General features: G+C 64.7%; 15 protein-coding genes. 12 read left to right on the forward strand and 3 right to left on the reverse strand.

The window, feature by feature from the left end; genetic code table 11:
- Position 1 precedes the first annotated feature (1 nt).
- The 6 genes from KW832_RS21610 to KW832_RS21635 all read left to right on the forward strand — a co-directional run bounded on the left by KW832_RS21610 (position 2) and on the right by KW832_RS21635 (position 7,113).
- Complete coding sequence (locus KW832_RS21610; protein ID WP_055398299.1) at positions 2 to 622, forward strand: protein phosphatase CheZ; 621 nt, start codon at positions 2 to 4, stop codon at positions 620 to 622.
- Positions 623 to 853: 231 nt separating this feature from the next.
- On the forward strand, positions 854 to 2,008 hold the full coding sequence (locus tag KW832_RS21615) for a flagellar biosynthesis protein FlhB (protein ID WP_218301574.1): 1,155 nt from the start codon (positions 854 to 856) through the stop codon (positions 2,006 to 2,008).
- A complete protein-coding gene (gene flhA / locus KW832_RS21620) occupies positions 2,005 to 4,086 on the forward strand; it encodes a flagellar biosynthesis protein FlhA (RefSeq protein WP_121421290.1) in 2,082 nt (693 codons plus the stop codon). The genes KW832_RS21615 and flhA overlap by 4 nt, the downstream gene beginning before the upstream one ends.
- The gene (gene flhF / locus KW832_RS21625; protein WP_218301573.1) at positions 4,083 to 5,579 is read left to right on the forward strand and encodes a flagellar biosynthesis protein FlhF; all 1,497 of its coding nucleotides are present in this window, start codon (positions 4,083 to 4,085) and stop codon (positions 5,577 to 5,579) included. Before flhA ends, flhF begins: the two co-directional genes overlap by 4 nt.
- Complete coding sequence (locus KW832_RS21630) at positions 5,572 to 6,369, forward strand: hypothetical protein (RefSeq protein ID WP_218301572.1); 798 nt, start codon at positions 5,572 to 5,574, stop codon at positions 6,367 to 6,369. Before flhF ends, KW832_RS21630 begins: the two co-directional genes overlap by 8 nt.
- Before the next feature lie 27 nt (positions 6,370 to 6,396).
- On the forward strand, positions 6,397 to 7,113 hold the full coding sequence (locus KW832_RS21635; protein WP_218301571.1) for an RNA polymerase sigma factor FliA: 717 nt from the start codon (positions 6,397 to 6,399) through the stop codon (positions 7,111 to 7,113).
- 262 nt (positions 7,114 to 7,375) lie between these two features.
- Here KW832_RS21635 and KW832_RS21640 read toward each other — a convergent pair whose 3' ends face one another.
- The 3 genes from KW832_RS21640 to flgA all read right to left on the reverse strand — a co-directional run bounded on the left by KW832_RS21640 (position 7,376) and on the right by flgA (position 9,036).
- A complete protein-coding gene (locus tag KW832_RS21640; RefSeq protein WP_121508443.1) occupies positions 7,376 to 7,750 on the reverse strand; it encodes a hypothetical protein in 375 nt (124 codons plus the stop codon).
- A 71-nt stretch (positions 7,751 to 7,821) separates the two neighbouring features.
- A complete protein-coding gene (flgM, locus tag KW832_RS21645) occupies positions 7,822 to 8,142 on the reverse strand; it encodes a flagellar biosynthesis anti-sigma factor FlgM (protein ID WP_121508442.1) in 321 nt (106 codons plus the stop codon).
- 93 nt (positions 8,143 to 8,235) lie between these two features.
- Positions 8,236 to 9,036, reverse strand: a complete 801-nt coding sequence (flgA, locus tag KW832_RS21650) for a flagellar basal body P-ring formation chaperone FlgA (RefSeq protein WP_255577897.1) — start codon at positions 9,034 to 9,036, stop codon at positions 8,236 to 8,238.
- A 221-nt stretch (positions 9,037 to 9,257) separates the two neighbouring features.
- Between flgA and flgB the strand changes: the two genes are divergently transcribed.
- From flgB to flgG, 6 genes are read left to right on the forward strand one after another with little or no spacing between them, the layout of a single operon-like run.
- Entirely contained in the window at positions 9,258 to 9,716 is a 459-nt protein-coding gene (flgB, locus tag KW832_RS21655) for a flagellar basal body rod protein FlgB (RefSeq protein WP_121508441.1), read from the forward strand.
- Positions 9,717 to 9,752: 36 nt separating this feature from the next.
- Positions 9,753 to 10,157 carry a flagellar basal body rod protein FlgC gene (gene flgC, locus KW832_RS21660; protein WP_121421298.1) on the forward strand — a complete coding sequence of 135 codons (405 nt, stop codon included), beginning with the start codon at positions 9,753 to 9,755 and terminating at the stop codon, positions 10,155 to 10,157.
- A gap of 15 nt (positions 10,158 to 10,172) precedes the next feature.
- A complete protein-coding gene (locus tag KW832_RS21665; RefSeq protein WP_121421299.1) occupies positions 10,173 to 10,829 on the forward strand; it encodes a flagellar hook assembly protein FlgD in 657 nt (218 codons plus the stop codon).
- 39 nt (positions 10,830 to 10,868) lie between these two features.
- Positions 10,869 to 12,149: a flagellar hook protein FlgE gene (gene flgE, locus KW832_RS21670; RefSeq protein ID WP_121421300.1), complete on the forward strand. Its 1,281-nt coding sequence runs from the start codon at positions 10,869 to 10,871 to the stop codon at positions 12,147 to 12,149.
- Positions 12,150 to 12,207: 58 nt separating this feature from the next.
- Positions 12,208 to 12,948, forward strand: a complete 741-nt coding sequence (gene flgF / locus KW832_RS21675) for a flagellar basal-body rod protein FlgF (protein ID WP_121421301.1) — start codon at positions 12,208 to 12,210, stop codon at positions 12,946 to 12,948.
- Positions 12,949 to 12,985: 37 nt separating this feature from the next.
- Positions 12,986 to 13,768, forward strand: a complete 783-nt coding sequence (gene flgG, locus KW832_RS21680) for a flagellar basal-body rod protein FlgG (RefSeq protein WP_121421302.1) — start codon at positions 12,986 to 12,988, stop codon at positions 13,766 to 13,768.
- The last annotated feature ends 22 nt before the right edge of the window (positions 13,769 to 13,790 follow it).

Genomic DNA, 13,790 nt, shown 5'->3' on the forward strand with positions numbered 1-13,790 from the left:
CATGGACGACACACCGGACAACAGCCAGCCGCCTGCCGATGTACACCACAAGATTGGCCAGCTGACGCGCCAGCTGCACGATTCGCTCAACGAACTGGGCTATGCCGACAAGCTGCGCGGCTCCATGGGCGAACTGCCCGACGCGCAAAGCCGCCTGTCCTACATCGCGCGGTTGACGGGTGAAGCGGCCGAGAAGGTGCTCAACCGCGTTGAACAGGCCAAAGCCCAGCATGACTACATCGCGGCCGAGACGCGCCGGGTCGTCAACTCGCTGGTGGCCGACCCGGTGGCGGCCGTGGCCAAGGGCGAGATCTTCAACTTCCTGACCGATGTGGAGCGCGTGACCAAGGAAGCCGACACGCACCTCACCGAAATCATGATGGCGCAGGACTTTCACGACCTCACGGGGCAGGTGATTGCCCGCGTGGTTAACCTGGCAGCCACCATTGAAGACCAGCTGGTCCAGCTGTTGATTCAAACGGCCCCACCCAACGCGCAGGTGCCCGTCGAGCCACCCCGCCCTCAGCATCTGCAGGGCCCCGTGGTGGACCCCGAGCACACCCCCGACGTGGTCACCGACCAGTCCCAGGTGGACGACCTGCTGGCCAGCCTCGGGTTCTGAGCCCGTCCGGGGCTTTTTGCGGTCAAAATAGCTGCTGGCGCTTGTCCACAAAGCGCTAGCAGCTATCTTTTTTAGCATTCCATCCCGGCTCCACCCACCCTTTGTTGGGTGATGCCACGCAGGCAAGGCCCCTTTGGCCCGCATGGAAAAGAGGGGGCTGCAGCCCCCTTATCCAGCTTTAGATTTCCGGGCTGCTCACGACAATGGCATGACACCAGCCGTCATGCCACCATGGAATCCAGCCAAGAAAAAAGCCTACCCGCGTCAGAGCGCAAGCTGCAGAAAACGCGCGAAGACGGCCAGGGAGCACGCTCGCGCGATCTCTCCCACCTGGCGATTCTGGGTGCCGGGGCCGCCTGCCTGCTGGTGCTGGCGCCCCAGCTGATGGACCAAATGCAGCGGGCCATGAGCCAGCAACTGGCGTTTGACGCCGCCACCGTCATGGCGCCAGGCACCATGCTCAAGCGTTTGCAGGACATGGTGGTGGTGGGCCTGGTGGCCAGTGCAGTGTTTGCCATCCTCACCAGCGCCGCCGCCCTGATCAGCGCCATTGGCGCTGGCGGCTGGATCCTGAGCCTCAAGCCCATCACGCCGCAGTTCAACCGGCTCAACCCGATCTCGGGCCTGGCCAACCTGTTCTCTAAGCAGCAGATGGCCAACGTGGCCAAGATGGTGCTGATGACCGCGATCCTGAGCTATGTGGCCTGGAAGTTCATGGGCAACAGCATCGACACCGTGGCCATGCTGGTGCTGCAGCCCTCCCCCATGGCCATTCGCCAGCTGGCTGACTGGCTGACTTCGGGCATGAGCCTGCTGCTGCTGGTCGTGTTCCTGGCCGCGCTGGTGGACGTGCCGCTGCAGGCCTACTTCTTCAAGTCGCGCCTGAAGATGTCGCACGAGGAAGTCAAGCAAGAGCACAAGGAATCCGACGGCAACCCCCACACCAAGGGCCGCATCCGCCAGAAGCAGCGCGAGATTGCCGACCGCGCCAGCGTGGGCGCAGTTCCCAAGGCCGATTTCGTGGTGATGAACCCCACCCACTATGCGGTGGCACTCAAGTACGACGAAAAGACCATGAGTGCCCCCCAAGTGATATCGCGCGGCACCGACCTCATCGCGCTCAAGATCCGCGACGTGGCCAAGGCGCACGACGTGCCCGTGCTGCAGTCGCCCATGCTGGCCCGGGCGTTGTATGCGCATGCCGAACTGGACCAGGCCATTCCCGCCACGCTCTACACCGCCGTGGCCCAGGTGCTGGCCTATGTCTACCGCCTCAAGGCCGCCCTGCGTGGCGAAGGCCGCATGCCCGACAGCCTGGTGGAGCCCTTCGTTCCGCCTGAACTTGATCCGCTGAACCGCACTCCCGTGCAAGGCGCCGCCGTATGAACACCTCCGTAACGTCTCTTCGACAATGGGCGGGCACCAATGCAGGCGCCCTGCAGGGCCTGTCGGCACCACTGCTGGTGGTGGCGATCTTGGCGCTCATGGTGTTGCCCATCCCGCCCTGGCTGCTCGACGCGTTTTTCACGCTCAACATCGCCGTGGCCCTGATGGTGATGATGGTGGCGGCCTACATGCTGCGGCCGCTCGATTTCGCAGCCTTCCCCTCGGTGCTGCTGCTGACCACCCTGATGCGCCTGTCGCTGAACGTGGCCTCCACGCGCGTGGTGCTGCTCGAAGGCCACACCGGCCCCGGCGCCGCCGGTGCGGTGATCGAGGCCTTCGGCCACTTCTTGATCGGCGGCAACTTCGCCGTCGGCCTGATCGTGTTCGCCATCCTGGTGGTGATCAACTTTGTGGTGATCACCAAGGGCGCCGAGCGCATTGCCGAAGTGTCGGCACGCTTTACCCTGGACGCCATGCCCGGCAAGCAGATGGCCGTGGACGCCGACCTGAATGCCGGACTGATCGACGAAAAGGAAGCCAAGCGCCGCCGCGCCGAAGTGGCGGAAGAAGCCAACTTCTTTGGCTCCATGGACGGTGCCTCCAAGTTCGTGCGCGGCGATGCGGTCGCAGGCATCCTGATTTTGCTCATCAACATCATCGGTGGCTTTGCCATCGGGGTTTTGCAGCACGACCTCTCGGCCAAGCAGGCGGCTGATAGCTACATCCTGCTGGCCATTGGTGATGCGCTGGTGGCACAGATTCCCGGGCTGCTGATCTCGGTGGCTGCGGCCATGGTGATCTCGCGCGTGGGCAAGGACCACGACATGGGCCGCCAGATCGTGCAGCAGCTCTTCATGTCGCCCCGCGTGCTGGGCGTGACCGCCGGCATCCTGCTGCTGCTGGGCGTGATCCCCGGCATGCCCCACATGGTGTTCCTGACCATGGGCGGCCTCTTGGGCTACGCCGCCTGGGTGCTGTACGAACGCCAGAAAGTGCCGCCCGAAGTCGAAGCACCGCCCGCCCCGGTCAGCGATGGCGAAGCCACCTGGGACGACCTGCAACCCATAGACCTGCTGGGCCTGGAGCTGGGCTACCGCCTGATCAGCCTGGTGGACAAGAGCCGCCAGGGCGACCTGCTCACCCGCATCAAGGGCGTGCGCCGCAAGTTTGCGCAAGAAGTGGGCTTCTTGCCGCCCGCCGTGCATGTGCGCGACAACCTCGAACTCAAGCCCAGCGGCTACCGCATCACGCTGCGTGGCGTGGTGGTGGGCGAAGGCGAAGCCTTCCCCGGCATGTTCCTGGCCATCAACCCCGGCGGTATCACCACGCCCCTGATCGGCACGCCCACCACCGACCCCGCTTTTGGCCTGCCAGCCCACTGGATCGACGAACGGCAGAAGGAAGCCGCACAAATGGCGGGTTTTACCGTCGTTGATTCCGAAACCGTGATGGCCACCCATTTGTCACACTTGATGCAAGTGCAAGCCGCCAAGCTTCTCAGTCGCACAGAAACCCAGCAACTGGTGGAGCACGTGGCCAAGCTGGCCCCCAAGCTCATCGAAGAAGTGGTCCCCAAAATGGTCTCCATCGCAACGTTCCAGAAGGTCCTCCAGCTGCTGCTGGAAGAGTCTGTGCACATCCGCGATATCCGGACCATCATCGAAACGCTGGCCGAGCACGCTGGTGGCATCACAGACCCGGTCGAGCTGGCCCGCCGCGTGCGCATTGCGCTGTCGCCCGCCATCGTCCAGCAGATCTACGGCCCCACCCGCGAACTCAACGTCATTGCCATCGAGCCGGGCCTGGAACGCCTGCTGGTGCAAGCCCTGGGCAACGCAGCAGGACCGGCTCTGGACCCCGGCGTGGCCGACATCCTCACGCAAAAGGCCGCCGAGGTGGCCCTCAAGCAGGAAGAGATGGGCCTGCCCGCCTGCCTGCTGGTTCCCGACCAGATCCGCAACGCCATCTCCCGCCTGGTGCGCCGTGTGGCGCCCCGGCTGCAGGTGCTTGCGCACAGTGAAATTCCAGAGACCCACACCATCCGCATTGGGCCGATCCTTAGAGGTGCATCAGCATGAACATCAAACGCTTTACCGCCCCCACCTCCCGCGAGGCATTGGCCAAGGCGCGCATGGCCTTTGGAGAGGGCACCCTCATCCTGTCCAACCGCCCCACGGCCAACGGCGTCGAGGTTGTGGCCACGGCCGAAGACACGCTGTCGGCCCTGGATGGAAGTGCAGGCGCTTCCAGCAACCCGCCCTTGCTGGCCCCCACACCAGCGCGCAGCGCCCCCCAGCGCGCCAGCCAGGCCGCCGCAGTCAGCACCCTGGGCCGCAACGCAGTCGAGGAAGACACCGAGCAGCTGGCGATGAGCACGCTGTCGTTCCAGGACTACGTGCGCGAGCGCATGCTGCGCCGCCGCCACGAGGCGCTCAACGGCCCGGCCGAACCACAAACCTTGTCGGAGCGCAGCCGCGACCAGGAGCCCGAGCGCGAACGCATGCCAGCACCCGCCGTGGTGCGCCACAACCCGCTGCGCAGCATCCCCATGGACATTCCACCGGAGCCTCCACGCCGCCGGCAGGAAGCCGCCAGCGCCCACCTGGCCCAGTCGAACAACAACCAGCAAAGCGTGATGAATGAACTCCATGCCATGAGGGAGTTGATCGAAGACCGCTTTAACACCATGGCCTGGCTGGGCCAGGCGCGCCAGAACCCGATCCAGTCCAACCTCATGCTCAAGATGATCCGTGCAGGCTACTCTCCATCTTTGGCCCGCGCCGTGCTCGAGCGCATGCCGGAAGACCTGTCGGCCGCCGAGTCGGTGCGCTGGCTGATGGAAGTGCTGGAGCGCAACCTCAAGACCGACCTGGCCGAGCCTCCGCTGTATGAGCAAGGCGGCATCTTCGCGATGGTGGGCTCCACCGGCGTGGGCAAGACCACGACCACGGCCAAGCTGGCCGCGCTGTGTGCGCGCATCCATGGCCCGGGGAGCGTGGGCCTGATCACGCTGGACACCTACCGCGTGGGCGCGCACGAGCAGCTGCGCAGCTACGGCCGCATGCTGGGCATCGTGGCCCATCTGGCGCACGACCGCGCCGCGCTGCAAGACCTGCTGGGCCTGCTCAGCGGCAAGAAAATGGTGCTGATCGACACCACCGGCGTGGCCCCCCGCGACCCGCGCAAGCGCGACATGCTGGACGTGCTGGATCTGCCCCACGTCAACCGCCTGCTGGTGCTCAACGCGGGCTGCCATGGCGACACGCTCGATGACGTGCTCACTGCATTCAAGACCGAAGGTTCCCAGCAAGCCATCCTGTCCAAGGTGGACGAGGCCGTGAAGCTTGGCCCCGCCATCGACGCACTGATCCGCCACCAGATGGTGCTGCGCGGCGTGACCAACGGCCAGCGTGTGCCGGAAGACTGGGAACGTGCCGATGCGCACAAGCTCATCAGCACCTCCATGCGCGCGCCTGCCAAGTCGGCCTTCGACCCCAAGGCGACCGACCTGAATTTCTTCTTCTCGCATTCGCCCGACACCATGAACGAACGGGGGCTGGTCGATGCTTGATATCGGTTTTCACCAGGCAGCCGGCCTGCACAGCTTCACTCCGCAGTCAGAGCTGCGCGTGGTGGCTGTTGCCAGCCAGGACAACGCGGGCACCGGGCTGGAGACGCTCTGGCAGATCTGCGCCAGCCTGCAGCGCCTGGGCTACCCGGTCGTGGTGCTCGACGGCACAGCGCAGGAGACGGATGAGTACCCGGGTTTGCTGCACCTGCTGCAACAAGCGCCGTGGAACGAGGGCGTCAGCCTCAACATGGGGGCCATGGCCTCATCGCTGGCAGTGATTCCCGCAGCCAAAGGCCTGCAGCGCATCAGCCGCGAGGCCAGCCGCAACGAGACCGCACCCCTGCCCTGTCTGCTGCCCTATTTCCGAACCTACGGGCTGATCGTGCTGCACGCGCCTGCGGCCACGCTGGGGCCGCTGCTGACGCACACCGCCACCGTACCGCTGGTGGTGATGGGCGACGGCTCGGCTGGTGTGCTGACCAGTTACAAGAGCCTCAAACAGATCGCGGTGCACACAGGACTGCCCTGTATGGTGGCGGCTTTGCTGCGCGGCACCACGCCCGCAGAACGGCGCAAGACCCAGCATGCGCTGATGACCTTGCAGGACTGCGCGGAACGCCACCTGGGCGGCCCGGTCCGCACGACCACCATCGCCACACAGAACCCTCAGGACCTCCAGCGCCTGGCCTTGCAACTGCTGGAAAATGCGGGCACTATCAGTGAGTCGCTGACAGCGCTGCCACCCAGCAACTTGACAGCCATGCCTGCGCATTTTGTCCGGAGCCATTGATCTGATTTGTCCGGAGCCGTTGATCTGATGTACACCGCCAAAGGCCAGCTCGATCGTGATGCGCTGATCCGCCAGCACGTCCCGCTGGTGCGAAGAATCGCGCACCACATGATCGCCAAGCTGCCTCCCAACGTGGAGCTGGACGACCTGATCCAGGTTGGCATGATGGGCTTGGCGGAAGCCCTGTCGCGCTACGAAGTGGCCCAGGGTGTGCAGTTCGAGACCTTTGCCACCCAGCGCATCCGGGGCGCCATGCTGGACGAACTGCGCGAGGGCGACTGGATGAGCCGCAGCTCCCGCAAGAGCCAGAAAGACATCGAACACGCCGTGCACCGGCTGGAGCAGAAGCTGGGCCGCAGCCCGCTGGAGTCTGAAATTGCCAGCGAGATGGGCATGAGCTTGGTCGAATACCAAAGCCTGCTCGGCAAGGTTCGGGGTACACAACTGGTGTATCTGGAGGACATGACGCATGGCAACGAGGACGATGACGGCTTTCTGGACCGCCATGTGGCAGACGCCGACGCAGACCCTCTGGAATTGCTGCGCGACCAGCGGCTCAAGATGTCGCTGGTGAATGCCATCAAGACCCTGCCCGAACGCGAGCAGCACATCATGGGCATGTACTACGAGCACGACATGAATCTCAAGGAGATCGCGGCCGTGCTGGGGGTGACCGAATCTCGGGTGTGCCAGCTGCACAGCCAGTCCATCGCACGCCTGCGGGCCAAGATGCGGGCGCATTGACTACCCCCTGAGTCGCCTTCGGCGCCTTCCCCCTGAAGGGGGACGCCACCAGTGGCCTGGCGGAGCCAGTTCCACGGTGGCACTGGTCGGGGGCTGCGACCGTTTCAGGTGTAACCGCGCCGAGCAGACATCGAAGTTCAATCCTCCGGCCTTCACTGGTAACGGTCAAAACAATAGATGCTTGCACTTGTAATCCGTGGCTTTGAGAGGTTTTTCCTCTCAAAGCCAACAGGGACAAGCGCCAGCAGCTATCTTTTTTGGCTCAACCAGCCGATTTGTAGATACGGGCCACGCCGGGCTTGCCGGCCTGTGCGCCCCGACCGTCGCCGTAGGTGGAGGGTGTGCCCGCCTGCGGCACCAAGCCTGCCACCTGGCGATCGGCATTCACGGCCAGGCGCGCCAAGCTTTCGCGGTGCACGGCAAGCATATCGTCAATGGCCCGGGCTCGCTTTTGCAGCTGTGCCGGCACGGGCAGACCCCTGGCTGCAGTCTGCTCCAGAACGCGCGCGAACTGGGCCGCTGCATCCCGCAGGGCCACACTGTTCTTTTCCAGGGATTGGGGGTCTGCCGCGAGAAGGGCGGCGGAGACTTTTTCGATCAGCTGTTCAACAGCCGAGAGGGATTCTTCCAGGGACATGGCGCATTGTGAGGTGGATAGCGCCTGCCTGCCAAGTCTGTCAATAAAGGTGCGTGCGGGACGCTGAGGAATCAACCGCGCGAGCGGGCCAGGATTTCCTGGGCGTTGGAGAGCATCTTGTCGGCAATGGCTTCGGCGTCCACCGAGAAAGTGCCTTTTTCGATGGCCGCCCGCACCGCCTTGACCTTGCTCGCATCAAAATCACCTGTGGAACGGGATGTCTGGTCCAGCGCACGGGCAGCGGTGGAGACGGTGACGGGCACACCGGCGGTTGACACAGCCGCAGCGTCTTTGGCGGCTCCTTCAGCAGCGCTGGCAGGACTTTTGGCTTGCTTGGCAAGCCCCGTCTGCGCCAAGGCGCCCGGGAGTTCCGGTTTTTGACCAATCTTCATCGCTCTCTCCACCACCCCGTTTGATGTGGGGCACAGTAGCAATGTTTTCGACCCATTTGGCCCGGACTTTAGCCATTTATCACCGCCCCGTCATCAAAGAGCGACGACCACTGTCCCAACCTCATTCACAGTTCCACTTACTATCCTGCCATTATCCATACGTATGCGAACAATCTGCCCCGCAGCGCCTGCCGACATGGCCTGCCCTGCGGAGGTGACTGCATAGCCAGGGCCCTGGGCAATCACCTTGACCTGGGCGCCTGCGCGAAAGAGCTGGGGGGGCCGCACCATGGTCTGGCGCAATGCCTGGCCGGCCACCAGCTGGCGCGCGGCGACCTGCCCGACCCACATTTCCGGGTTGGCCATCACGGCTGCCGACTCTTCGGCCCAGTCCACTTCCGCCTCGGTGGCGTCATTGGCGGTCAGCACCGTCCCCGGAGCCACCGGGCCGGTCAGCACCCAAGCCGGGCCAAATGCCTTGACGGTCACCGGCAGGTAAACGTTCCATGCGGTTTGCCCCTCGACACAGCGCAGCCCCAGGCGGGTGCGGCCCCAAAGCCGGGCGCCCACTGGCAGGTAGGGTTCGACCCGCGCACACGGCGCCAGCCGCAGCCGCGAGTCGAGTGAGCCAACGCTCACTTCCATACGCAGCGGCAAGCCGGAAGCCTGGTTGCGCGACATCGCGTCATCCAGCCAGCGTTGGGTCAGCGGGCCCAGGTCGGCACTGGGGTCGGCTGCCGCCTGGGCCAGCGCGGCCCCGCTGCTGCCAGCCACTGCAGTCAACCCCAGCACCACCGCCAGAGCGTGCCGAGCCACAGCACGCCGCCCGGCGGTCGCCAGAGCGCCCGCGCGAACCAAAGGGGACACGAAGGGGAAAACGAAGATCGATGGCATGGGGCCTCCTGGGCATCGCAGGTCAACAGGTCTGACCGCGCGGGGCGGCAAAGACTCTTTCACGACTGGAACTATAGGCAGGCGAGCCCTGCGCAAAACCCGAAACTGCGCACCCATTTCCGCGTTCTTCGCGCTTTAGAAAAAAGCGGCGGCTTTCACAATCGAACCACGCCGGAAACCCCCAAACCGGCTCCTATTGCAACCCAGGGTGTGAGGCAACCATGCTTGACAAGATGACCAACCGGCTGGACTTTCTCGGCAACGCGCTCGTGCTGCGTGCCGAGCGCCAGCGCGCCATCGCCAGCAACATCGCCAACGCTGACACCCCGGGCTACGTGGCACGCGATTTCAGCTTTGGCGATGCGATGCGCGAAGCCACGGGCTTGGGCTCGGGCGTGACCCGCCTGGCCACGGGTGGCTCGGTGGGCACCACGGGCAACTTGGGGGCCAAGGGCGCCACAGACCCCCGCCACATTCCGCTGCCAGCGGCCAGCACGGGCACCGGCGCACCCGGTACGCTGGGTTATTCCGTGCAGACCCAGCCCAGCCTGGACAACAACACGGTGGACCTGGACCGCGAGCGCGCCAACTTTGTCGACAACGCCGTGCGCTATGAAGCCACGCTGCGTTTCATCAACGGCAACGCCAAAACCATGCTCAGCGCGATCCAGGGCCAATAAGCCATCCGCAGTGCAGCGCAGAAAGCGAGTCTCCCCATGTCCATGTTCTCCATCTTCAGCGTCTCGGGCAGCGCCGTCAGCGCGCAGTCGCAGCGGCTCAACGTGGTGGCCAGCAACCTGGCCAATGTCGATGCCGTGGCAGGCCCCGACGGCCAGGCCTACAAGGCGCGCCAGGTGGTGTTCCAGACCGCCCCCATGGGCGCGGACAGCTCGGCCGGTGTGCGCGTGAGCTCCATCAACGAAAGCAACGTTCCCGGCCGCCGCGTGCACGACCCCAGCCACCCGTCGGCAGACGCGGAAGGCTATGTGACGCACTCCAACGTCAACGCCGTGGAGGAAATGGTCAACATGATCTCCGCCTCCCGCTCTTACCAGAACAACGTCGAGGTCATGAACACGGCCAAGTCGCTGCTCCTCAAGACCCTGCAGATGGGCCAGTAACTCTAGGACGCCACCATGATCCTCAACTCCGCCACCAGCGCGCCCACGGTCACCGATGCGACCGGCACCAAGGCCAACGCCGCCACCGACCCTGCGGCCGCGCAGGACCGCTTCCTGAAACTGCTGGTTGCACAGCTGAACAACCAGGACCCGATGAACCCGCTGGACAACGCCCAGATGACCTCGCAGATTGCGCAGATCAACACGGTGACCGGCATCCAGCAGCTCAACCAGACGATGGAGAGCATGTCGGCGCAGTTCAACTCGCTGCAGGTGATGCAGGGCACGGCCCTGATTGGCCGCAACGTGATGACCGAAGGCTCGACGCTGGCCGTGGCTGACAAGGCCGGCAAGGGTGGCTTTGAGCTGGCCTCGGCCGCCACCAAGGTGAAGGTCGAGGTGATGACCGCTGGCGGCCAGGTGATCGAGACCATGGACCTGGGTGCCAAAGCTGCAGGGCGCCACACCTTCGAGTGGGATGCCAGCAAGTACACCGGCTCCACCGAGGGACTGCAGTTCCGCGTCAGTGCCGTCAATGGCTCGACCAAGATCGACAGCACGTCGCTGGCCCTGTCCAAGGTCACGGCCGCAGGTGCCGAGGACGGCCAGCTGGTGCTGACCCTGGCCAACGGAAAAACCATCAACTACAGCCAGATCAAGGCCCTGGTCTAACCCGGCCGATTCAGTGATAGCCCCCATCAGGAGAACACCATGAGTTTTCAGCAAGGCCTCTCTGGCTTGAACGCCGCCAGCAAGAACCTCGACGTCATCGGGCACAACATCGCCAACTCCAACACCGTCGGGTTCAAGGCCTCGCGGGCCGAGTTTGCCGAAATGGTGGCGTCCGCCATCGGCTCGTCCGGCGGCACCAATGCGGGCATCGGCGTCGAAGTGGGCGCGGTCTCCCAGCAGTTCACACAGGGCAATCTCACGATCACGGGCAACAGCCTGGATGTCGCCATCAACGGCAACGGCTTTTTCACGCTCACGCTGCCCGATGGCACACCCGCCTACACCCGCTCCGGCAACTTCAAGCTGGACAAGGAGGGCAACATGATCACCAACGACAACGCCAACGTGATGGGTTACCCCGTGGACCCGGTCACCGGCCTGCGTTCGGGCACCGACCCCATCCCGATGGTGTTCCCCACCTCCGAGCCCATCCCTGCCAAGCAGACCACCACGATCACGGCAGCATTCAACCTGCCGGCCACGGCCACCGATGCGGCCGGCGACCCTGCCGCCACGCCGCCCATCCCGGCCACACCGCGCGCCACCTACGGCACGTCGATCAACGTGTTCGACAGCCAGGGCGTGGCCAAGCCAGTGAGCCTGTACTTCCAGAAGACCGCTACCGACAACACCTGGGACGTGTACGACCAGCTGGACGACCCCACGGCAGTGCCTCCCGTGGTGGCAACTCCTATAGGCCAGATCACGTTTGACAACAATGGCGCCATCACGGCCCCCGTGGCCACGCCCCCCGCCACGGGCTTCGCGCTCACGCTGAACGTGAACCCGACCCCGCCCAACCCCAACAACCTGCCCGCGTTCGATGTGGCGGTGAGCCTGGACAAAGTCTCACAGAGCGGCAACAAGTTCTCGGTCTCCAACCTGAGCCAGGACGGCTACACCACGGGCGAGCTCACGGGCATCAACATCGAGAACAACGGGATGATCATGACCCGTTACTCGAACGGCGTGACCCGTGCAGAAGGCCAGCTGGCGCTGTCGAGCTTCCGCAATACGCAGGGCCTGGCTTCGGTAGGCGGCAACAACTGGGTCGCCACCTTTGAATCCGGCCAGCCGGTGGCTGGCACGGCCACCGACGGCAACTTTGGGTCGCTGCGCTCGGGCGCGCTGGAAGACTCCAACGTGGACCTGACCGCCGAGCTGGTGAACATGATGACCGCACAGCGCGCCTACCAGGCCAACGCCCAGACCATCAAGACGCAAGACCAGGTGATGTCCACCCTGGTGAACTTGCGTTGATCGGGAACGGTTCGTAAGAACTCTGCACTGAAACAGCCCTGGACAACGGAGAGCCCCCATGGACCGCATCATTTACACCGCGATGACGGGCGCCAACGCGGCCGCCCACCGGCAGGCCGTGTTGTCCAACAACCTCGCCAACGCCTCCACCCAGGGGTTTCGTGCGGAGATGTCCACCTTCCGCTCGGTCCCGATCCAGGGCGATGGCTCCAAAACCCGTGTGTTTGCGCTGGAGGCCACCTCGGGCCACGTGAGCACGCCCGGCCCCGTGCAGCGTACCGGCCGCAACCTCGACGCCATGGCCGTGGGCAATGCCTGGTTTGCCGTGCAGGGACTTGACGGTACCGAGGCCTACACCCGCGCCGGCACCTTTGAGGTGTCGGCCACGGGCCAGCTGCTCACCCCCACCGGACTGCCCGTGCTGTCCGATGGCGGCGCGCCCATTGATGTCCCGCCGGGGGCCGAAGTCACGCTGGGCTCGGATGGAACGGTCACTGCCAAGGCAGCGGGCCAGCCCGCGCAGGCCATTGGCCGCCTCAAGCTGGCCACTCCCACCCCGGAAGACCCGCTCAAGCGCGGCGACGACGGGCTGTTTCGCACCACGTCCGGCGACCCGATTGCCAATGACGCCAACGCCCGCATGCTGGCAGGCGCAGTGGAAGGCTCGAACGTGAATCCGGTCGAAAGCATGGTCGGGATGATTGCCGCATCGCGCCAGTTCGAACAGCAGATGCGCCTGCTTCAGTCCGCCGAAACCAACGACAAGACCGCCAGCCAGTTGCTGAGCATGAACGGCTGAGGTCGCGCCCCGCGCCGCCACGCCAAAAGGAAGCACCATGATCAACTCCCTCTGGATCGCCAAGACCGGCATGTCTGCCCAGCAGACCCAGCTCGACGTCATCTCGCACAACCTGGCCAACGTCTCCACCACCGGCTACAAGCGCAACAACGCGGTGTTCGAGGATCTGATCTACCAGAACCTGCGCCAGGTGGGCGCCAACACCACCGAGCAGAACCAGCTGCCCACCGGCCTGCACCTGGGCCTGGGCGTGCGCACGGTGGCCACCAGCCGCAACTTCGTTCAGGGCAGCCTGCAGGAGTCCAAGAACAACCTGGACGTGGCCATCAACGGCAATGGTTTTCTGGAAGTGACCATGCCCGACGGGACCATCGGCTACACGCGCGACGGCTCGTTCCAGGTCGATTCGCAAGGCCGCCTGGTCAACTCCAGCGGCCTGCCCGTGGCCAACGGCATCACGGTGCCCGCCAACGCCACGAGCGTGACCATCAGCGCCGATGGCGTGGTGTCGGCCACCGTACAGGGCAACACCCAGCCCCAGCCCTTGGGCAACCTGGCGATGTCGGCCTTCATCAACCCGGCCGGCCTCGAGCCCATTGGCCAGAACCTGTTCAAGGAATCGGCCGCCTCGGGCCAGCCCCAGCAGGGCACGCCCGGCACCAACGGGCTGGGTATTCTCAAGCAGGGGTTTCTGGAAGCCTCCAACGTCAACGTGGTGGAAGAGCTGGTCACCATGATCCAGGCACAGCGTGCCTATGAGATGAATTCCAAGGCCATCCAGACTTCGGACCAGATGCTGGCCAAGCTCAGCCAGCTGTGATCCCGATGCCGACACCAGGAGC

The sequence above is a fragment of the Acidovorax sp. sif0632 genome (genome assembly GCF_019218805.1).
In the GTDB taxonomy this organism is placed as follows: domain Bacteria; phylum Pseudomonadota; class Gammaproteobacteria; order Burkholderiales; family Burkholderiaceae_C; genus Acidovorax; species Acidovorax facilis.